The following is a 21,770-nucleotide window of genomic DNA, read 5'->3' as shown; positions in this document are numbered from 1 at the left end:
GATAAAACTCAGAAAAGCAAAAAGCCGTTCATTTCTGAACGGCTTCTCTAGAATGTGGCAGGGGTGGCAGGACTCGAACCCGCAACCATCGGTTTTGGAGACCGCTGTTCTACCAATTGGAACTACACCCCTGTTGACGTGGGGCATTATGCTAAAACCCCTCTCAAAGGTAAAGGACTTTTTATGGCTAACTCGCTCAATTGCGGCTTTTTCATGCAAGATAGCGAATATTAAGTCATATCCTCACATTCCCACTCAAAAAATGGCCATCCACACCATCATTCAACCTGCTTTTAATGACGTTATACGTCACTGATTAATGGCATATCGAGCCTGAAATCCCCCAAGCAAGTTCTATTAATGATTACCTTCATAGGCAAATAACAGCCCTACATAAAGTACCCCAAATAAAGCCCGCATTTTTTTGCATCGAGCCTCTTCGAGACTAGCACCTGGGGACAAATACATAGAGACCTGCTACCCGCACCTTCCTCTTCCTATCCCGGACACCACAAACAAAAACCTTAATACCGATTCCACTAGGTCAATCATCAGCTTTTAGTGACTCAGCCTCCATATGGGATAAAAATAGTTCCAAGACACTCCTAAATAGCTACAGCGCAAAAACAGATGTTCTTGCGAGCCCTCCACCTCACTAGAAGGCATTCGCCTTAAATCATCGAAGCGTGGATATAGGACAAAGGCATGAAAATAGAAAGGGAGATATAGATCAATTTTAACCAGTACGGCTGAGGTACAAGCTCATATGGTTGAATGCTAGGAAACGCTATCTAGTCCTATCTCGAGAAATGGAATCCGCCAAAGGTTTCACGCATGGGAGCGTAAGACATCCGCTTATCGAGCGCAGCTTAATGGATGGCTGGAGCGCGAAGCAGCTAAGCTGCAAGCTGAGGGGCCTGACCACCATGGATGGCGGAAATGCAGTTGAAGAATGGAACACTTAACTGCCACACTGCGTAAGCAGCTTTGGGCTGCATGTGAAGTAGCGCTTTCGCGCGACCCACATGGATGTAGGAAGCGCCATAAATTGTTGGGAACAATTTAGGCGAGCGTATAAACGAAAAAATCCCCAACACTAGGTGCTGGGGATTTATCGACTCTCTTTCGAGAATAAATAGGCGTCTGGAAATGACCTACTCGGTTCGCGCAGCGAACACATGGGGGGAAAGTGAGGCGCTTTAAATACGCAGTATTTAGCCCCACTTGAACGCGGAGAAGCTAAGCTTCGTAGCCGGAGACCCCGCTTAGCGGTGGGGCGACGTCGGGAGTAGGCATTCATGCCTACATAAGTGAATAAGCCACCTGACTTTAATTAAGGTGGTTCGAAAGGGTACCCAATAAATTCATAAACCCCAAACGCAAAAAAGCCACCTTATTCAGGTGGCTTCTTCACTTAATTAGGCGCCTGGAAATGACCTACTCTCACATGGGGAGACCCCACACTACCATCGGCGCGATTGCGTTTCACTTCTGAGTTCGGGATGGGATCAGGTGGGACCACAATGCTATGGTTTCCAGACAAATTCTTACTGGTTAATTCTTCGTCTGACGGCATTGTTTCCTCGCTGCAGTGCTTGACCTCCAAGGATGGAGTAAATGTCTTAAATTGTATGGAACAATTTAGACCATGTACTCCAGTACACTCCGCGCTTCGCTTCGTTACGGCTTTGTCAGCCAAACAATTACCTGCGTAATTAACCAAAATAGTAAATTTAGAAAGCTGTTTGAGTTCGCACTTCAATCAAGTACTTTGTATTCTTTTGATTCAGTAACCATTATCGCGACCTCCATTGAAGGAGGAAGTACTTTAAACGTCTGGAACGTTTCAAGTAAAACCCTTTTGGGTTGTATGGTTAAGCCTCACGAGTCATTAGTACAGGTTAGCTCAACGCCTCACAACGCTTACACACCCTGCCTATCAACGTCCTAGTCTCGGACGGCTCTTTAGAGACCTTAAAGGTCTAGGGATGACTCATCTTAGGGCTCGCTTCCCGCTTAGATGCTTTCAGCGGTTATCGATTCCGAACGTAGCTACCGGGCAATGCCATTGGCATGACAACCCGAACACCAGCGGTTCGTCCACTCCGGTCCTCTCGTACTAGGAGCAGCTCCCTTCAATCATCCAACGCCCACGGCAGATAGGGACCGAACTGTCTCACGACGTTCTGAACCCAGCTCGCGTACCACTTTAAATGGCGAACAGCCATACCCTTGGGACCGACTTCAGCCCCAGGATGTGATGAGCCGACATCGAGGTGCCAAACACCGCCGTCGATATGAACTCTTGGGCGGTATCAGCCTGTTATCCCCGGAGTACCTTTTATCCGTTGAGCGATGGCCCTTCCATTCAGAACCACCGGATCACTATGACCTGCTTTCGCACCTGCTCGACGTGTATGTCTCGCAGTTAAGCTGGCTTATGCCATTGCACTAACCGTACGATGTCCGACCGTACTTAGCCAACCTTCGTGCTCCTCCGTTACTCTTTGGGAGGAGACCGCCCCAGTCAAACTACCCACCAGGCACTGTCCTCAACCCCGATTCAGGGGCCAGAGTTAGAACATCAACACTACAAGGGTGGTATTTCAAGGATGACTCCACGAGAACTGGCGTTCCCGCTTCAAAGTCTCCCACCTATCCTACACATGTAGGGTCAATGTTCAGTGCCAAGCTATAGTAAAGGTTCACGGGGTCTTTCCGTCTAGCCGCGGGTATACGGCATCTTCACCGCAATTTCAACTTCACTGAGTCTCGGCTGGAGACAGCGTGGCCATCATTACGCCATTCGTGCAGGTCGGAACTTACCCGACAAGGAATTTCGCTACCTTAGGACCGTTATAGTTACGGCCGCCGTTTACCGGGGCTTCGATCATGAGCTTCTCCGAAGATAACCCAATCAATTAACCTTCCGGCACCGGGCAGGCGTCACACCGTATACTTCCTCTTGCGAGTTTGCACAGTGCTGTGTTTTTGATAAACAGTTGCAGCCACCTGGTATCTGCGACTCCCGTCAGCTTAGAGAGCAAGTCTCATCACCAACAGGAGCGTACCTTCTCCCGAAGTTACGGTACCATTTTGCCTAGTTCCTTCAGCCGAGTTCTCTCAAGCGCCTTGGTATTCTCTACCCGACCACCTGTGTCGGTTTGGGGTACGATTCCTACTAACCTGAAGCTTAGAAGATTTTCCTGGAAGCATGGCATCAACTACTTCATCACCGTAGTGACTCGTCATCAACTCTCAGTATTAGGTACCCGGATTTGCCTAAGTACCCTACCTACAGCCTTAAACGCGGACAACCAACGCCGCGCTAGCCTAGCCTTCTCCGTCTCTCCATCGCAGTTAGCAGAAGTACGGGAATATTAACCCGTTTCCCATCGACTACGCCTTTCGGCCTCGCCTTAGGGGTCGACTCACCCTGCCCCGATTAACGTTGGACAGGAACCCTTGGTCTTTCGGCGAGGAGGTTTTTCACCCCCTTTATCGTTACTCATGTCAGCATTCGCACTTCTGATACCTCCAGCGTGGGTTACCCCTTCACCTTCAACGGCTTACAGAACGCTCCTCTACCGCACTAGCGCAAGCGCTAGTACCCATAGCTTCGGTGTATTGCTTAGCCCCGTTATATCTTCCGCGCAGGCCGACTCGACTAGTGAGCTATTACGCTTTCTTTAAATGATGGCTGCTTCTAAGCCAACATCCTAGCTGTCTAAGCCTTCCCACATCGTTTCCCACTTAGCAATAACTTTGGGACCTTAGCTGATGGTCTGGGTTGTTTCCCTTTTCACGACGGACGTTAGCACCCGCCGTGTGTCTCCCGAGTAGTACTCATTGGTATTCGGAGTTTGCAAAGGGTTGGTAAGTCGGGATGACCCCCTAGCCTTAACAGTGCTCTACCCCCAATGGTATTCGCTCGAGGCGCTACCTAAATAGCTTTCGAGGAGAACCAGATATCTCCCGGTTTGATTGGCCTTTCACCCCCAGCCACAAGTCATCACCGCATTTTTCAACATACGTGTGTTCGGTCCTCCAGTTGATGTTACTCAACCTTCAACCTGCCCATGGCTAGATCACCGGGTTTCGGGTCTACACCTTGCAACTAAACGCGCAGTTAACACTCGGTTTCCCTACGGCTCCGCTATTCGCTTAACCTCGCTACAAAATGTAAGTCGCTGACCCATTATACAAAAGGTACGCAGTCACGGTCTCAAGAACCGCTCCCACTGCTTGTACGTATACGGTTTCAGGTTCTATTTCACTCCCCTCACAGGGGTTCTTTTCGCCTTTCCCTCACGGTACTGGTTCACTATCGGTCAGTCAGGAGTATTTAGCCTTGGAGGATGGTCCCCCCATATTCGAACAAGATATCACGTGTCCCGTCCTACTCGTTTTCACCTAAAGTTAGTTTTCATGTACGGGGCTATCACCCTGTATCGCTGTGCTTTCCAACACATTCCACTAACACCCTCTAGGCTTAAGGGCTAATCCCCGTTCGCTCGCCGCTACTAGGGGAATCTCGGTTGATTTCTTTTCCTAAGGGTACTTAGATGTTTCAGTTCCCCTCGTTCGCCTCATTAAGCTATGTATTCACTTAATGATGACACCTTATGGTGCCGGGTTTCCCCATTCGGACATCGTTAGCTCAAATGCTTGTTACTAGCTCGCCAACGCTTTTCGCAAGTTACTACGTCCTTCATCGCCTCTGACTGCCAAGGCATCCACCGTATACGCTTAGTCACTTAACCATACAACCCAAATGAGTTTCATCTGAGTCGCATCGCAACTAACGGTTTCTACTTTCGCCAAAAGAATACTCAAGTCACTTGATTAAAGTGTGTTTTGAGAACTCAATTATTTTTCGCAATAACCTTTCGGTTATTACTATCAGCTTTCCAAATTTTTAAAGAACAAGCATCGCCGCACGGACGTGCCACTCGTTCTAACAAGAACAAGTTATCTGTGTGAACACTCAACAAATATCAGTCAATCGTATAGGTAAGGAGGTGATCCAGCCCCAGGTTCCCCTAGGGCTACCTTGTTACGACTTCACCCCAGTCATGAACCACACCGTGGTAAACGCCCTCCCGAAGGTTAAGCTATCTACTTCTGGTGCAGCCCACTCCCATGGTGTGACGGGCGGTGTGTACAAGGCCCGGGAACGTATTCACCGTGGCATTCTGATCCACGATTACTAGCGATTCCGACTTCATGGAGTCGAGTTGCAGACTCCAATCCGGACTACGACCGGCTTTGTGAGATTAGCTCCACCTCGCGGCTTCGCAACCCTCTGTACCGACCATTGTAGCACGTGTGTAGCCCTACTCGTAAGGGCCATGATGACTTGACGTCGTCCCCACCTTCCTCCGGTTTATCACCGGCAGTCTCCCTAAAGTTCCCGGCATTACCCGCTGGCAAGTAAGGATAAGGGTTGCGCTCGTTGCGGGACTTAACCCAACATTTCACAACACGAGCTGACGACAGCCATGCAGCACCTGTCTCAGAGTTCCCGAAGGCACCAATCCATCTCTGGAAAGTTCTCTGGATGTCAAGAGTAGGTAAGGTTCTTCGCGTTGCATCGAATTAAACCACATGCTCCACCGCTTGTGCGGGCCCCCGTCAATTCATTTGAGTTTTAACCTTGCGGCCGTACTCCCCAGGCGGTCTACTTAATGCGTTAGCTTGAGAACCCAGTGTTCAAGACACCAAATTCCGAGTAGACATCGTTTACGGCGTGGACTACCAGGGTATCTAATCCTGTTTGCTCCCCACGCTTTCGTACCTGAGCGTCAGTCTTTGTCCAGGGGGCCGCCTTCGCCACCGGTATTCCTTCAGATCTCTACGCATTTCACCGCTACACCTGAAATTCTACCCCCCTCTACAAGACTCTAGTTGACCAGTTCGAAATGCAGTTCCCAGGTTAAGCCCGGGGCTTTCACATCTCGCTTAATCAACCGCCTGCGTACGCTTTACGCCCAGTAATTCCGATTAACGCTTGCACCCCTCGTATTACCGCGGCTGCTGGCACGAAGTTAGCCGGTGCTTCTTCTGCGAGTAACGTCACAGCTAACGGGTATTAACCGTTAACCTTTCCTCCTCGCTGAAAGTGCTTTACAACCCGAAGGCCTTCTTCACACACGCGGCATGGCTGCATCAGGCTTGCGCCCATTGTGCAATATTCCCCACTGCTGCCTCCCGTAGGAGTCTGGGCCGTGTCTCAGTCCCAGTGTGGCTGATCATCCTCTCAGAACAGCTAGGGATCGTCGCCTAGGTGAGCCATTACCTCACCTACTAGCTAATCCCACCTAGGTACATCCAATCGCAGAAGGTCCGAAGATCCCCTCTTTTCCCCCGTAGGGCGTATGCGGTATTAGCAGTCATTTCCAACTGTTATCCCCCTCGACTGGGCAGTTCCCTAGGCATTACTCACCCGTCCGCCGCTCGTCAGCAAAGTAGCAAGCTACTTCCTGTTACCGCTCGACTTGCATGTGTTAGGCCTGCCGCCAGCGTTCAATCTGAGCCATGATCAAACTCTTCAATTAAAAGTTTTTGTGGACCTAAGTCCGACTCAATGAATTCTGATTCACATAAATGACTCGGAAGAATCATCTACATGTTTGTACATATTGCTATGAACACTCACTATCTCTAGTGAAACTAGATTTAGTCAATCATGCATTGAGATTTAAATCGTTTTCGATTAACTCAATACCTGTGAGTGTCCACACAGATTTCTTGTTTTATCTTGTTAAAGAACGTCTGCCTCATACTGGACTCCAGCGGGCTAGGGCTGCGTATTCTACGCTTCTCCCTGTCGGCGTCAAGCGCTTTTTTTCAAAAGATTTTTAAGTGGTTAATTACTGTGCTTTCGCGCTGTAACTACCGACTTAAAAACTCGAACCGCTTATCACCTTGACTCGACATTCGTTAACTACTCACTTGGTAAGTAGCGCCGTTTGCCGTGTCAGTGGGAGCGCATTATAGGAAGCCAAATCTTTTGCGCAAGGGCTTTTTTAACGAAAGATATCGATCGAACAAAAAACACGCAAAACGAGATAGGCCCAGCGAAAAGCCACACACAAAGGCAACATGCAAGTAACGACGACACCACAAACTGTCGATTGGGTGACTCGCTTGTTTGAAACCGGAAAATAAGTTTGGCACAAAAAATTCGACTCTGCCAAAAATTTGAGCAGCCCGATTGCAAGGCTGTCCTGCTGGCTTATTTAGCCCTTATAGCATCTGTGCTTTTGTCGCCTTATCTCAGTGTCGTCTTATCTCAGTGTCGCCTTATCTTGTCGCCTATATAATAGGTATAGGCTTAGAATATAAGCTTAAGTGTTACTGCTTCTTATTAGTATCTGAATCATCTTGCTCAGTTGGTTTGGATTCATCAGTCTCTTGAGCAATATCTATATCGGTTTCGTTCTCATCACCCACCACATGGCTCACCTTTAACTTCTTCACCGTGCGTATGGTGTAGATGGGACCGGAGAGAGCATAGAGACTAAAGACGATAAACAGGATAGTTGCAGGTTGAACCGAGACCACCACAAACAAACCCACCAGCGCCAGGATCACCATAAAGTTAACCCGGCCGCGCCAGTCATAGTCTTTGAAGGAGTAGTAGCGGAAGTTACTCACCATCAAGAGACCGGCACCAGCTGTCATTAACAGCGCCAGTATGCTGACCTGCTGGCCTTCTATCTCATAATAGGTGCCAGTCCAGATGGCGCCGGCAATAATCGCCGCAGCGGCCGGGCTTGCCAAGCCTTGAAAATAACGCTTATCGGCGACACCAACTTGGGTATTAAAGCGTGCAAGCCTGAGCGCGGCTCCGGCACAATAGATAAATGCCGCCAACCAACCTACCTTGCCAAGATCGGCCAAGGCCCAGTTATAGGCGATCAACGCCGGGGCCACCCCGAAGGAGACCATATCGGCCATGCTGTCATATTCGGCGCCGAATGCACTCTGGGTATTGGTCATCCTGGCGACACGGCCATCGAGGCCATCGAAGATCATGGCGACGAAAATGGCAATGGCTGCCGCCTCGAAATGACCATTCATGGAGGCGATCACCGCATAAAAGCCGGAAAACAATCCCGCCGTAGTAAACAGGTTGGGTAAAAGGTAGATACCGCGGTTCTTCACCGTCTCTTTGTTTAAATTTTGCATATAATAAGGAGCAAGGTTATCTTGATAAAATAAAAAGATAACACAGATTTAAGCTCACTTTTTATACGGACCTCTAATTGTTGGCAGATGAGTCACCCCTGCACTCTCTCCCGGCCTAGATATGGATACTATGATGACCGGAAAATTTTATCTCAGCGCACTGTTAAGCCTATTCCTTTGCGCCCCAGCATTTGCAACGACCATCTATAAGTGGGTGGATGAAAACGGTATCACCCACTACAGTCAGGAAAAGCCCCCCGAGGCAAAGACAGAAAAGCTCTATAGCGAAGATATCGAACAGAAGAAGGTTGGTTTCACCGCCCCTAAGGTCACGGAAAAACAGGTCGAGCAGAAGAGCGAGGCCGCATTAGCCGCCGAGGCGATCAATGAGAAAGATAAGGCGCAGGCCAAGGCCATCTGCGAAAATGCCAAGCATCAATTAAGTGTGCTCGAGACACATACTCGCCTGACACGTAAGAATGAAGAAAATGGTGAAATGGTGCGTATGACAGAGGAAGACAGGCAATCAGAGATCGCCGCGCAGAAACAGCGTATCAAGCTCTTCTGCGACAAATAGCTCAGCTAATCTAAACTCCTCTTCTAATATAAACAGTCCTTCTGGCTGCTACTCCTCCAAACAGAGAAGTAGGAAAGTAGAGAAATAGAGAAGCAACAACCAAAATGAATCTGGTTGTCGCTTCTTGTTTTTAGGTTTATCGTCCTACTAGGCTTTGCCGACCTAATCTAGCCGCTCGCTTTCACCGTATACATAGAACGGCTCACCCCATCCTGACAGGCCTGACTGCCGGCGTTCCAGCCTTTATCAAACTCAGTCAATCCATCCAACACCTTATCTTTCATTCCTTCTAAGGTATCGGCGCCCGGGTTTTGCTTCAGGTAACCGGCGCTGCGGCAACCTGTGTTGTAGCCATAGTGATAGAGGCTGTCATAGTCGACGCTGCCGACGCCGACAAAGGCCGGGCCACTGCTTTGCTCTGGTGCTGAGCTACATGCCGTCATCAACACGGCCAGAGATGCTATAACTGCTAACCTTGCTTTCATCCAGTACTCCTTCACAGTATAAAAACTTAAATTAGGAAGAGATCTCGCCCTTTGCAAACTAGTGCAAATAATAACCAAATGCAATCTGATGCCAGCGATAAAAAAAGCCCAAACCTAAGTTTGGGCTTCTTGCATAAGACTAAGGCTTATTGATGGAAGGCGAGTTCGCCACCCGCGGCATCGACCTTGATTGGCGTGCCAGGTAACAGCTCACCACTCAAGAGTTTCTGAGCCAGTGGATTTTCCACCTCTTGCTGCAGCGCGCGTTTCAGCGGCCTTGCACCATAGACGGGATCGAATCCGGCCTGAGCAATTAAGGCTAAGGCATCATCACTCACCTCAAGCTCAAAGTCTTTCTCCGCTAGTCGCGCCTTCAGATTATCTATCTGGATCTGCGCGATATGGGCGATATGTTCAGACTCAAGCGGATGGAAGACCACGCTTTCATCGATTCGATTGAGGAACTCGGGTCTGAAACTGTGAGTCACCACATTCATCACCTCGCTCTTCATCTCGGCATAACTGGCGATACCAAAACGCTCCTGAATCACATCGGAGCCCAGGTTAGAGGTCATAATTACCACGGTATTTCGAAAATCGACCGTGCGTCCCTGACCATCGGTCAGACGACCATCGTCCAGCACCTGCAACAGTATGTTAAACACATCGGGATGCGCCTTTTCCACCTCGTCGAGCAGGATCACCGAATAAGGCTTACGTCTCACCGCCTCGGTGAGATAACCGCCCTCCTCATAGCCCACATAACCTGGAGGTGCCCCTACCAGACGCGATACCGAATGCTTCTCCATAAACTCGGACATATCGATACGCACCATAGCCGCTTCGGTATCAAACAGGAACTTCGCCAGCGACTTACACAGTTCAGTCTTACCCACACCGGTAGGACCTAGGAAGAGGAAGGAGCCGATAGGACGATTGGGATCCGCAAGGCCAGCGCGGCTACGGCGAATGGCGTTGGCCACCGCATCCACGGCCTCATTCTGACCAATCACGCGGGTATGCAGCGCCTCTTCCATATGCAGCAGCTTCTCTTTCTCCCCTTCGAGCATCTTAGATACAGGGATACCGGTCGCCTTAGACAGTACCTCGGCGATCTCGACGTCGGAAACCTTGTTACGCAGCAGCGTCATATCCTGCATCTCGGCCTGAGCGGCCAGATCCAGCTGTTTCTCCAACTCTGGGATACGACCATATTGGAGCTCGGACATGCGGGTCAGATCCCCTGCGCGTCTGGCTACCTCGAGATCCATACGGGCCTGCTCGAGATCCGCCTTGATATGCTGAGTGCCCGCCAGCGCCGCCTTCTCGGTATGCCATACCTCGTTCAGCTCCGCCGCCTTGGCCTCGACCTCGGCAAGCTCGCTACGCAAGGTACTGAGTCGACGCAGACTCGCTTCGTCACTCTCCTTGCTCAGGGCCTGTTCCTCCAGCTTAAGCTGTATGGTGCGGCGCTCTAATCTATCCAGCGGCTCTGGCTTAGAGTCTATCTGCATACGAATACTGGACGCCGCCTCATCGATAAGATCGATCGCCTTATCGGGCAGCTTCCTGTCTGAGATGTAACGATGCGACATACTGGCCGCCGCCACGATAGCGGGATCTGTGATCTCCACATGGTGGTGCAGCTCATAACGCTCTTTCAGGCCGCGCAGGATGGCGATAGTGTCTTCGACACTCGGCTCATCCACCAGCACCTTCTGAAAACGTCGCTCGAGGGCGGCATCTTTCTCGATATATTGACGGTACTCGTCTAGAGTTGTCGCGCCGACGCAGTGCAGATCGCCCCTGGCCAGAGCAGGCTTGAGCATGTTACCCGCATCCATGGCGCCATCGCTCTTACCGGCGCCCACCATGGTGTGCAGCTCGTCGATAAAGAGGATCACCTGGCCCTCTTCCTGAGCCAGTTCGTTGAGCACCGCCTTGAGGCGTTCCTCGAATTCACCGCGATACTTGGCCCCAGCCACCAGGGAACCCAAGTCGAGTGACAAGACGCGCTTATTCTTGATCCCCTCAGGCACCTCGCCATTGATGATGCGTTGGGCCAGCCCTTCGACGATGGCCGTCTTACCCACACCCGGCTCACCGATGAGCACAGGGTTATTCTTACTGCGGCGTTGCAGCACCTGAATGGTACGGCGGATCTCATCGTCACGGCCAATCACAGGGTCTAACTTGCCCTGCTCGGCGCGCTCGGTAAGATCCACGGTAAACTTCTTCAGCGCCTGGCGCTGATCTTCGGCGTTAGGGTCATCGATATTCTTGCCAAGACGCACCTCTTCGATTGTCTTCTCCAGCAGCTCCTTGGTAGCGCCAGACTTCTTCAGACATTGCGCCAAGGCGTCGCTACCTTCGAGTGCCGCCAACACAAAGAGCTCGCTTGAGATATATTTGTCTTTACGCTTTTGCGCCAGCTTGTCACACAGGTTCAGCAGGCGAATCAGTGCCTGCGAGAGCTGGACATCGCCGCCCGTGCCCTCAATTTGCGGTAATCGTTCAAGCTCCTGGCTCAAGGCGGAACGCAGGGTGCTTACCGAGATCCCGGCCTGGGTCAGCAGTGGATGAATTGAGCCACCATCTTGATTAAGCAGCGCCATCATCAGATGGATCGGCTCAATAAACTGATGGTCACGCCCCAACGCTAATGACTGAGCATCGGAGATTGCTATCTGGAATTTGTTCGTCATACGATCGAGTCGCATACAGCCTCCTAAAAATTAACGAATGAAGGAAACCTTCAGTGCTTTGTTACCAGTATAAATGGGGACTTTTTAGGAGGATTCAAGCAACAAGGAAAAAATTGCTTGAAATTTGCTCTATTTTTCCAGCCAGATAAATGAGGCCATGCGCCCAGTTTTTGCCTCGCGGCGGTAGGAGAAATAATCTGCGCTCATGCTGTAGGTGCAGTGAGGCAGTTGATAGACGGAAGCGATGCCGAGACGCTCGGCCCGATAACGGGCTATCCCTTGCAGATCGGCTAAAAACTTATCGCCTCTAGGTGTAAAAAAGGCATAAGTTTCAGCATGCTGGGCGATAAACTGCACCCTGACTTCCGCCCCAACTTCGAAGGCCTTGGGGCCGATACAGGGGCCAAGATAGATAAGTAACTCTTCGGCGGGCGCATCAAACTCAGCGATAGCCGCCTCGACAATGCCGTTACATAAACCGCGCCAACCGGCATGCACCGCCGCCACCTGAGTCGCCGCGCGATCGCAGATAAGCACAGGCAGGCAGTCGGCAGTCATCACCACACACACATGCTCGCCACTTCGGCAGAGACTGCCATCGGCAACACGGTTTGTGTCCTGATCCAGATTCACCAGCTCAATACCATGGATCTGCTCCAGCCAGGCAGGTTCGCCTGACAAGCCTAAGGCCTGGGCCACAAGCAGACGATTTTGCCGCACATACTCGGGAACGTCGCCAACATGGTCGCCAAGATTTAGACTATCGAAGGGAGCCTGACTCACACCGCCCTGACGCCGGCTAAATGCCAACTTCACGCCAGGGGGAATGAACCAGTCTTGAGGCAGCATTAATATTCCGCCGGATGAGCCTTGGTGTCGTCGCGCAGGGCGCGGGTCAAGGCCACCATATCTTCTGGGATAGGCGCCTGCCAGCTCATGATCTCGCAGGTGAAGGGGTGTGCCAGCTCGAGGCGCACCGCGTGTAGCGCCTGACGCTTAAAGCCGTTCAGTGCCTCCATCAGTTCAGGTGTCGCCTTCTTCGGTGGACGAGGACGACCGCCATAGACGGGATCCCCCACTAAGATATGACCTATGTGCGCCATGTGCACCCTGATCTGGTGGGTACGGCCGGTTTCCAGACGCAGACGCAGACGGGTATGGGCGCGGAACTTCTCTGCCACACGGTAGTGGGTCACAGAGGGGCGACCACTATGATGCACCGCCATATGGGTACGCTTGGTCGGGTGACGGGCAATTGGCTCATCTACCACGCCGCCGGCCGTCATGGTGCCACTCACGATCGCCTCATACTCACGGGTGATCTCGCGGGCCTGCAGGGCTGCAACCAGATGGGTCTGCGCCTCGACCGTCTTGGCCACCACCATCAAGCCCGTGGTGTCCTTATCGAGACGATGCACGATACCCGCCCTGGGGACGAGTTCGATCTCAGGACAATGGTGCAGCAGTGCATTCATCAGAGTGCCGTCGCTATTTCCCGCTCCCGGATGTACCACCAGGCCCGCCTGTTTGTTGATCACGATAATATGGTCATCTTCATAGACGATATCCAGATCGATCGCCTGGGCCTCGGCCTTGATCTCCTCTTTGAGAGTCGCTTCGATCTCAATTTCCTGGCCTTCGAGCACCTTTTCTCTCGGCTTAGTCTGCACCATACCATCGACGTAGACGGCACCAGCCTGTATCCACTCTTTAATACGTGTACGGGAGTAATCAGGGAACAACTCGGCCAGAGTTTGGTCTAATCTCTGCCCGGTTTGTGTTGCTGTGATCTCGCTTTTTAGATTAATCTCTTGTGTCATAGGAACCGTACCCGCGTTTTGGGGTCCAAATTAAAGTGCTATCTGTTACAATCGTATTGTTTCTATTTTATCGTGAAATGGAAAAATTCTTAAACAACAACTTACAAAGAATCGAATTCAAGTATGCATAATTTTGCTAAAGGCGCAGCTATCGCCTTGTTGTCATTGGCCTTAGCGGCGTGTAGTAGTAAACCAGAAGATGATATTGAGCTGAGTAAATCTTCCCCCGAAGTCCTCTATTCTCAAGCCAGAACCTCGATGGAGTTGGGCAACTATAGTAAAGCGGTGCGCTCTTTGGAAGCACTAGACTCTCGCTATCCCTTCGGTCCACACAAGACTCAGGTACAATTAGACCTGATCTACGCATACTACAAACTGGATGATTCAGCGTCGGGTATTGCCAATATCGATCGCTTCATTCGCCTTAACCCCACACATAAAGATATCGATTATGTCTACTATATGCGTGGTCTGGTGAACATGCAGTCGGACAACTATATGTTCCACGACATGCTCAACATCGACAGAACCGACCGAGATCCCAAGGCTGCCCAGGACGCCTTCAAAGACTTCGATCGTTTGATTAAGCAGTATCCTAACAGCAAATATGCCGCCGATGCGCAAAAACGCATGCAGTTCTTGAAAAACCGTCTGGCCAAGTACGCCGTCACGGTTGCGGAATACTACATCAAGATGAATGCCTGGAGCGCAGCCGCTGTGCGTGCCCAGACAGTGCTGGAAACCTATCCTGGTACACCTTCGACCGAGCGCGCCCTAGAGATCATGGCAACCGCCTACGAGGAACTCGGCCAACAGAAGCTAAAAGATCACGTACTCATGGTGATGCAAAGTAACTTCCCTAACAACAATATGCTCAAGTAAGCCTGGCAATCCAAGGCATTAATTGATTTAAGAGGCCCCGCAACTGCGGGGCTTTTTTTTGATCTGTTTGTCTCGGGAGCCTTTTAACTGAAATCTTAGTCCCTCGCATGCTCACTCGTCATCCAGCCTCTTTCCCACCACATGGCCCAACTATCGGCATAAATTGCCAGTGCACCTTAGCCGTCGCTAACACCTTGCCCGTTATTACCGAAATAACCATACATTCTGCCTAAAAGAATGTCAGATTTTGTCGAGATGCGCGACCAAGAACCTCCCCACAGCCCACATCCTTTCACGCTCCTCCCAGAGGCCCGACAACGACATTTGATCTAAAAATCGACGTTTCGGGCAAAAGTTATCCAAACAAGCGAGATAAACAAAGTTTTTGCAAAAATGTGTTGACTCAAATGCGCAAAAGCCTTTTAATGCACCCCGTCGCCCGAATAGCTCAGTCGGTAGAGCAGAGGATTGAAAATCCTCGTGTCCCTGGTTCGATTCCGGGTTCGGGCACCATATTCTGAGGGTGCCTAGCGCACCACACAAAAAAGCCTCGCACTGCGAGGCTTTTTTGTTTCTATTCATCTTACCCATTTCAATCTTTTGCTATACCTATAGATACGTCATAAGTTTTAGCTTTCTGCTATTTACCTCTTCATTTGGGTATCTATATGAACAATATTCAAATCAAGCACAAGATGGCTTTCGGCATCTTACTGCCCCTCTCGCTCCTCATCTGTATCTGCATCTTAGCAATCAACATGATGAATAATATCGAGAAAGGTGTCGTCACCATCTATAACGACAGAGTCGTTCCGCTAGAAGATCTCAAGGTGATTGCCGATGATTACGCGGTATTTGTTATCGACGCCATCAACAAGGCCAATGCCGGTGAATTCAGCGCCGAACAGGCCAAACAAGCCCTGCAGGAAGCAAGCAACAACATAGACAGCAAATGGCGCCAATACGTCGCCACCGAACTCACCAGGGATGAGAAACGTCTGGTCGATGAGGCCGAACGCCTGTTTGTTCCGGCCAACCAACGTATCACCCATCTGGAACAGCTGCTCGGTAGTAAGTCAGGTAATATTGCCGGTCAGTTGCGGGAGGAGATAATCCCACTCTACCGAGTGATCGATCCCATCAGCGGCACCATTGCCGAGCTCATCAGCCTGCAGCTCAAAGTCGCCGGCGAGGAGAAAGACAGGGTCGCCGAGATCTACGAGTCCTCTATCTCCCTCTTTATACTCATCACCCTAGTGGCCGCCATTGCCAGTATAGTGCTCGGCATCTGGATTAACCGCAGCGTAATGAAACCCATCAACCACATACGCACTCAGCTACATACCATACAGCAGGACTCAGATCTTACGGTCACCTTCGAGCAACTGAATAAAGACGAGCTGGGGCTGATCTCCACCGGGCTCAATGATGTCTTTCGCCACTTGCGAGGCATCCTCAAAGGGGTAGCCGAGGCAGCCAACAGCGTCAGTGACTCGGCGTTAGCCCTCAACGAGTTCACCCAGATCTCCAATGCCCGCATTCAACAGCAGCAGGCGGAGACAGAGCAGACCGCCACAGCCATGAATGAGATGACGGCAACGGTCAATGAGGTGGCGCAAAGCACCACGGCCGCCGCTGACTCAGCCAGAAATGCCGACAGATTCGCCGCCAACGGCAATGATATCGTCCAGCTGTCGATTAGCAGCATGCAGGCGCTGTCGATGCAGATCCAGAGCACCTCAGAGGTGATCACCCACCTGTCCCACGAAAGCCAACATATCGGCAGCGTACTGAGCGTCATCAAGGGGATTGCCGAGCAGACCAACCTGCTGGCGCTCAACGCCGCCATCGAGGCCGCCAGGGCCGGTGAGCAGGGGCGCGGATTTGCCGTGGTCGCCGACGAAGTTCGCTCCCTCGCCCAGCGCACCCAGGAGGCGACCCAGGAGATCGAGACCATGATAGAGACGCTTCAGAGTGGGGTGAACGAGGCGGTCACCGCCATGGATGTGGGCATTAAACAGGTGGATGATGCTAATCAACAGACCAACAAGGCGGGGGAAGCGTTGCAGGAGATAGTCGCCTCGGTCGACAACATCACAGAGATGAACACCCATATCGCCACGGCGGCAGAGGAGCAGAGCAGTGTCGCCGAGAGCATTAACCGCAGCATCATCGCCATTAGCGATATCGCCAGCCAATCCACCGAATCCGCCTTGGAGCTGGGTCACTCCATCGCCCAGCTCACTTCCCTGGCCGACTCGATGCGGCAACAGGTCACCACCTTCAGGCTCTGACTCAGCCGACCACGAAGAGCGGGCTCACCTTGCGATGCAGTATCTGCAGGTTATTTCGCCCGCTCTCTTTAGCCTGATAGAGCTGCTCGTCGGCCAACTTGACCATCTGCTGCCAGTCGTCATCGGCAAACTCGGGGTGGTATCCGTCATAGAGCACGGCGCCCATGCTGACGGTGATGATCTCATAGGGCGAGGCTTGATGATAGATGTTGAGATCCCGCACCCTTTGCAGCATGCGCCTGGCCAGCAACTCCATCTGCGCCAGGTTATCGCCATGGATCACCACACAAAACTCTTCACCGCCATAGCGGGTAACTAGCTCGCCCCGGCGACGACACTCAAGCATCAGAGCCTGGGCTACCTTGATCAAGGCCTGGTCACCACTCTGATGCCCAACCGTATCGTTATAGGGCTTAAAGAAATCGATATCCAGCATGATGAAGCCAATCGCCCCCTTGCCCTCGCGCCACTGCTTATGGGCGCGCTCGGCGAACACCTCCAGGCTGCGGCGATTGGCGATGCCTGTAAGGGGGTCGTTAAAAGAGAGAGATTCCAGATAGTTTTGATGCCGCTGTAGCTTCTCCACGACCAGATTGAAAGACTCGGTCAGCTTAGCCACCTCGGTGATCGCCCAGCCCGTAGGCATGGTAAGTAATACGCCTCTGTGGGCCATCTTATCCAGCACGGCGTTGGCAATCCGTAGCGGCCGGACCACCAGCGCCGAGAAGGGAACGATGGCGATGTAGGACATCACCAGGACGCTTAAAAACATCAGGATCGACTCTACGGTAAAGATAGAGGGGATAAGGTTACGGTCGTGGATCACAGTGATTTTGAGCGAAGGGACATTGAGCGCATCATGCAGGTACCAAGAATGCTCCGCAGAGATCTCATCCACCTTAGGTGTCTCTCGAAAGCCCAGCGAGGTCTCACCGGAAAGCGCTGGCTTAGCCAACACCTCGAGATCGAACTTGATCAGGCTAAACTGCTCTATCTCCTCGTGAATCGCCTGACTTACGTTTCGTACGGTCAACAAGCTACCCGCCACCTGTCCCTCGCCGTTACTGGGCAAAACGGTGACATTGCTGAAATAGACCACCCTAGATCCCATGCGCAGCAGGCCGCTGCGCACCGAAGGCTTCCCCGCCTTCATCTCCGCCTTTGAGGGGAGGACCTTGCCCGCCACAGCAACCTTGCCTAAGGGCAGCTGCTGGGAGCTAAAATCGGCGCCACTTCGATAATGCCACACCAGCTGATTTTGGCGGTTAAACACATAGAAACCATCGATATTGGCCGCCTCGAAGGCATTATCGTAGAGGTTTTTGGTCACAAACTCAGGCGATACATTATCGACAAAGCTCACCATATCATCCCAGATGGCGTAGTCGTAGCAGAGGGTGTCCAGGTTTTTTTGGGCGTAGGCGATCCCCTTTTGGACCGCCTGCAGATCTCTGTCTTGCCTTGAGATCACTTGCTCTTCAATTCTTGGCAGGTAGATAAGGTAATAGATGCCGCTTGCGGTCAGAAACGACAGCAGCAAGAGCCCTAGGGCTAAAATATTTAGGAAGTGATTTAATCGCATCGACCACTCTCTTTTGTCCTGCACTCTAGACTAGCTTAGTCGACCCGGCGACAGAATTTGAGTATAAACCCAGCATTTCACAAATAAATTTCAAAAAAAAAGGGGCCTAAGCCCCCTTTCTAAATCAACCGCCTAAATCTTAAACAGACTCACCGCCTGATAGAGCACCTGGGTGCGCGCCTTCACATCGTCAGAGGCCTTGGCATTTTCATCCGCCGCCTGGGCAGACTCGGCGGCGATGTCGCGGATCACCACCACATTCTTGTTCACCTCGGAGGCTACCATGCTCTGCTCCTCGATGGCCGCAGCGATTTGCGTACTCATGTCCATGATGTTGGTGACATCGGCGTTGATCTGCTCCAGCAGGGCGCCGGCACTCGCCGCCTGATCGGCACTCTCAATGCCTTGCCTTTGGGTCGCTTCCATCAGCTGCACGATAGAGCGGGTACGAGACTGCAGCGTCTGAATGATACCGGCGATCTCCTCGGTCGACTCCTGGGTACGCATCGCCAGACTTCTCACCTCGTCGGCGACCACGGCAAAGCCTCTGCCCTGCTCACCGGCCCTGGCGGCCTCGATGGCGGCATTTAGTGCCAGTAGATTGGTCTGCTCTGCGATGCCACGAATCACGTCCAGCACGCTGCCTATAGTCTCACTATCTTTCTCAAGCTCGGAGACCACTTGGGCCGAATCGGTGAGCTGAGCCGCCAACGCCTGGATCTTCTCTATGGTGTGCTCAACCCCAACCTGGCCTTGCTGAGCATTGTCATGGGTATTACCGGCCCGCTCCGCCGCCAGCTCGGTATTGCTGGCGATCTCATCTATGGTCGCGCCCATCTCGGTGATCGCAGTTGCCACCATGTCGGTTTCGTTAAGCTGGCGTCCTACCCCTTCCGATGCACGCATCGAGTTCTCCGACAGCTCCTGACAGGAGTGATTCACCACCTCGACCGAGGTCAGCACCTCTCGGATCAGCGACTGAAACGACTCCACCATGCTATTAAAATGACGGGCTATCTGGCCGATTTCATCATCCACCTTAGTGTCACATCTCAGGGTCAGATCTTTGGTCGCCTCGATACGGGAGATCGCATCGCTGATCCGCTGCACAGGCTCCATGATGCTACGAATGATCGCCAGAGTGAAACCGATTAAAACCAGAGTAATTAGGATAAAAACAACGATACTGATGGTAACAGTTGCGCTCTCAGCATCGCTAATCGCGTCCATGGATTGTGCCTTAAGCTGCACCAAGGACTTCTCCGCCGAGGAAATACTGTCTCGCAGGCTCGCCATGCTGCCACTGTCTTTATCCAGTCCCAGCTCCTGCTCTTTGCTGACCAGAGCCTTGAAGTTCTTCTCATAATCGTCGATCAGGGCATTAAGCTCACCCTTGACCGAATCGCTGAGCATGGCGCCAGAAACTTGCTGTCTCAGCAGCGCCAAGTTGCCATTAAACTTATCCAGATAACTCATGGCGCGCCTGAGCATAAAATCCTTTTCGTTGCGGCGCAGTTGCAACATGGTCACCATCAGCTCGGGCTCGTTCTTCTCCCTCACCAGGGTCTCTACGTTATGTACCGCACTGCGCAGCGCACCATAGAGGCCATCCTTGGGATGCAAACCAATCTGCTTCTGCAGCTCGGCAATCTCGGCAAAGGTAGATTCGTAACGGGTCAGGTTCTGCCTAAAGGCCTGCAGATCACTCTGTGCAATGTCGTTACGCTCGAAGATAGTCGCCAAGCCGGCCATCTTCTCGTCTAATTCTCTCGCCTGCGCCTTGTGTTTATCCAGATAAGCCAAGTCCAAACGGGCAAAGAAGTCTTTTTCATCTCGACGTAAACTCAAAACATCCTTTTCAAGTTCGATAACTTGTTGTGCAGCATGGGACAAATCATCCAGCTTTGCCGCCGAAAAGCGCTGCAAGCCAAACATCGCTATCACAGAACAGATAGACACTGCTGCGCTAACGAGTAATTTGTGACGAATGAGCATAGGGGGAGATCCTTTTTGTTGAAGTGATTGCTTTACTTGTCTTCAACGACAATTAACACCTTGGAATGCCAAATTTGATTCCAATATTGAGTATAGTAACTATCGACTTACATACATTCATCTTTAATGAATTATTAATAATTCAGCCGCTTGCCGAGCTCGATTGACTAAAAAAAATCCACCATCAACTTTAAGTATACGGCCCAGCTTTCAATTCAACCACCAATTGCATACAATATCCCAAAATAAACAGGAGGTAATATGCAAGTTATCGATGCCGACACGGTGAACCAGGCACTGGACTTCCCCAGCCTAATCGCCGCCTTAAGAAACACCTTTGCCCTGCCCGCGGGTATGCCTCAGCGCCAGGTCTTTCCGTTAGACGACAGCAGCCACAGCGATGCCTTTGCCCTATTGCCGGCCTGGAACCAAAAGACCATAGCGGTGAAGGCCTTTACCTATTTTCCCGGCAACCCCAAGAAGTCTCCCGAGCTGGAGAGCCTCTACTCCAAGATTTTGATCTTTAACCGCGAAACCGGTGAGCCCCAGGCCCTTATCGATGGCACCAGCGTCACCTACTGGCGCACAGCCGCAATCTCGGCGCTGGCGAGCCAGTATCTGTCACGGTCTGATGCCAAACATCTGCTACTGTTCGGTACAGGCAGGCTAGCGACCTTCATGGCACTGGCGCACGCCAGCGTGAGACAGCTGGACACCATAACCGTATGGGGCCGCTCGCCGGATAAGGTAGATAAGACCATCAGCGCTATCCAGGCCGCCGCGCCGCTGATAGAGGTGAAGGCCTGTGAGGATCTTCCAAAGGCCGTCGCTGCGGCCGACATCATCAGCTGCGCCACCGGGGCACCAGCGCCACTCTTCGATTCCGCCTGGGTAGCGCCCGGCACCCATGTGGACTTGGTGGGCAACCACAATCATGACAGACGCGAATGCGACAGCGAGCTGGTCGTCAAGGCCGAGGTTTATGTGGATGCCAAGGTCAATGTCTTCGCCGAAGCAGGCGAGCTGCTGATCCCTGTGTCGGAAGGCGTGTTTGAGCTGTCCCAGGTCAAGGGCGAACTCGCGGATCTTTGTCGCGGTGACATAGCTGGTCGCCAAGACGAGCAAGGCATTACCCTATTTAAATCGGTCGGCACCGCGCTTGCGGATCTGGTGGGTGCCCAGCTGGTATACGAAAAACAGGCCTAGTGCTTATAAGATCACATCATAGGGCGGCTAA

11 protein-coding genes, 2 tRNA genes and 3 rRNA genes are annotated in these 21,770 nt (G+C 51.8%); 5 read left to right on the top strand and 11 right to left on the bottom strand.

The features are described from left to right. Positions 1-55: 55 nt before the first annotated feature. The 5 genes from K0H81_RS04870 to pssA all read right to left on the bottom strand — a co-directional run bounded on the left by K0H81_RS04870 (position 56) and on the right by pssA (position 8,193). Positions 56-132, bottom strand: a tRNA-Trp gene (locus K0H81_RS04870). 1,292 nt (positions 133-1,424) lie between these two features. Beyond that, positions 1,425-1,540: ribosomal RNA gene (gene rrf, locus K0H81_RS04865) — 5S ribosomal RNA — on the bottom strand. 330 nt (positions 1,541-1,870) lie between these two features. After that, positions 1,871-4,763 (bottom strand): 23S ribosomal RNA (locus tag K0H81_RS04860). 251 nt (positions 4,764-5,014) lie between these two features. Further along, a 16S ribosomal RNA gene (locus K0H81_RS04855) occupies positions 5,015-6,557 on the bottom strand. Together the 16S, 23S and 5S rRNA genes form the textbook arrangement of a ribosomal RNA operon. Positions 6,558-7,356: 799 nt before the next feature. Continuing rightward, positions 7,357-8,193, bottom strand: a complete 837-nt coding sequence (pssA, locus tag K0H81_RS04850) for a CDP-diacylglycerol--serine O-phosphatidyltransferase (protein WP_220060109.1) — start codon at positions 8,191-8,193, stop codon at positions 7,357-7,359. Positions 8,194-8,326: 133 nt separating this feature from the next. On the opposite strand from pssA, the gene K0H81_RS04845 reads away from it, so the two are divergent. Next, entirely contained in the window at positions 8,327-8,770 is a 444-nt protein-coding gene (locus K0H81_RS04845; RefSeq protein WP_258406389.1) for a DUF4124 domain-containing protein, read from the top strand. Positions 8,771-8,937: 167 nt separating this feature from the next. On the opposite strand, the gene K0H81_RS04840 is transcribed toward K0H81_RS04845, so the two are convergent. The 4 genes from K0H81_RS04840 to rluD all read right to left on the bottom strand — a co-directional run bounded on the left by K0H81_RS04840 (position 8,938) and on the right by rluD (position 13,780). Continuing rightward, complete coding sequence (locus K0H81_RS04840; protein ID WP_220060107.1) at positions 8,938-9,255, bottom strand: hypothetical protein; 318 nt, start codon at positions 9,253-9,255, stop codon at positions 8,938-8,940. Between the two features lie 146 nt (positions 9,256-9,401). Next, positions 9,402-11,975, bottom strand: coding sequence for an ATP-dependent chaperone ClpB (gene clpB / locus K0H81_RS04835; RefSeq protein WP_220060106.1), 2,574 nt, complete (start codon positions 11,973-11,975; stop codon positions 9,402-9,404). Positions 11,976-12,089: 114 nt separating this feature from the next. Then, complete coding sequence (gene pgeF, locus K0H81_RS04830; RefSeq protein ID WP_220060105.1) at positions 12,090-12,809, bottom strand: peptidoglycan editing factor PgeF; 720 nt, start codon at positions 12,807-12,809, stop codon at positions 12,090-12,092. After that, on the bottom strand, positions 12,809-13,780 hold the full coding sequence (rluD, locus tag K0H81_RS04825; RefSeq protein WP_144201779.1) for a 23S rRNA pseudouridine(1911/1915/1917) synthase RluD: 972 nt from the start codon (positions 13,778-13,780) through the stop codon (positions 12,809-12,811). The genes pgeF and rluD overlap by 1 nt, the downstream gene beginning before the upstream one ends. Positions 13,781-13,903: 123 nt before the next feature. Here rluD and K0H81_RS04820 point away from each other — a divergent pair, with 123 nt between their 5' ends. The 3 genes from K0H81_RS04820 to K0H81_RS04810 all read left to right on the top strand — a co-directional run bounded on the left by K0H81_RS04820 (position 13,904) and on the right by K0H81_RS04810 (position 16,956). Continuing rightward, positions 13,904-14,662, top strand: a complete 759-nt coding sequence (locus tag K0H81_RS04820) for an outer membrane protein assembly factor BamD (protein ID WP_220060104.1) — start codon at positions 13,904-13,906, stop codon at positions 14,660-14,662. A gap of 437 nt (positions 14,663-15,099) precedes the next feature. Next, positions 15,100-15,175 (top strand) — tRNA-Phe (locus tag K0H81_RS04815). A gap of 155 nt (positions 15,176-15,330) precedes the next feature. Continuing rightward, a complete protein-coding gene (locus K0H81_RS04810; protein ID WP_220060103.1) occupies positions 15,331-16,956 on the top strand; it encodes a methyl-accepting chemotaxis protein in 1,626 nt (541 codons plus the stop codon). 1 nt (position 16,957) lies between these two features. Here the strand turns inward: K0H81_RS04810 and K0H81_RS04805 are convergent, their stop codons facing one another. Together K0H81_RS04805 and K0H81_RS04800 are read right to left on the bottom strand one after the other, a co-directional pair. Next, a complete protein-coding gene (locus tag K0H81_RS04805; RefSeq protein ID WP_220060102.1) occupies positions 16,958-18,538 on the bottom strand; it encodes a diguanylate cyclase in 1,581 nt (526 codons plus the stop codon). 132 nt (positions 18,539-18,670) lie between these two features. Continuing rightward, entirely contained in the window at positions 18,671-20,533 is a 1,863-nt protein-coding gene (locus K0H81_RS04800; RefSeq protein WP_220060101.1) for a methyl-accepting chemotaxis protein, read from the bottom strand. A 261-nt stretch (positions 20,534-20,794) separates the two neighbouring features. Here K0H81_RS04800 and lhpI point away from each other — a divergent pair, with 261 nt between their 5' ends. After that, positions 20,795-21,739, top strand: a complete 945-nt coding sequence (lhpI, locus tag K0H81_RS04795; RefSeq protein ID WP_220060100.1) for a bifunctional Delta(1)-pyrroline-2-carboxylate/Delta(1)-piperideine-2-carboxylate reductase — start codon at positions 20,795-20,797, stop codon at positions 21,737-21,739. The last annotated feature ends 31 nt before the right edge of the window (positions 21,740-21,770 follow it).

This window comes from Shewanella halotolerans (assembly GCF_019457535.1).
In the GTDB taxonomy this organism is placed as follows: domain Bacteria; phylum Pseudomonadota; class Gammaproteobacteria; order Enterobacterales; family Shewanellaceae; genus Shewanella; species Shewanella halotolerans.
This window is presented reverse-complemented; position numbering and strand designations above follow the sequence as displayed.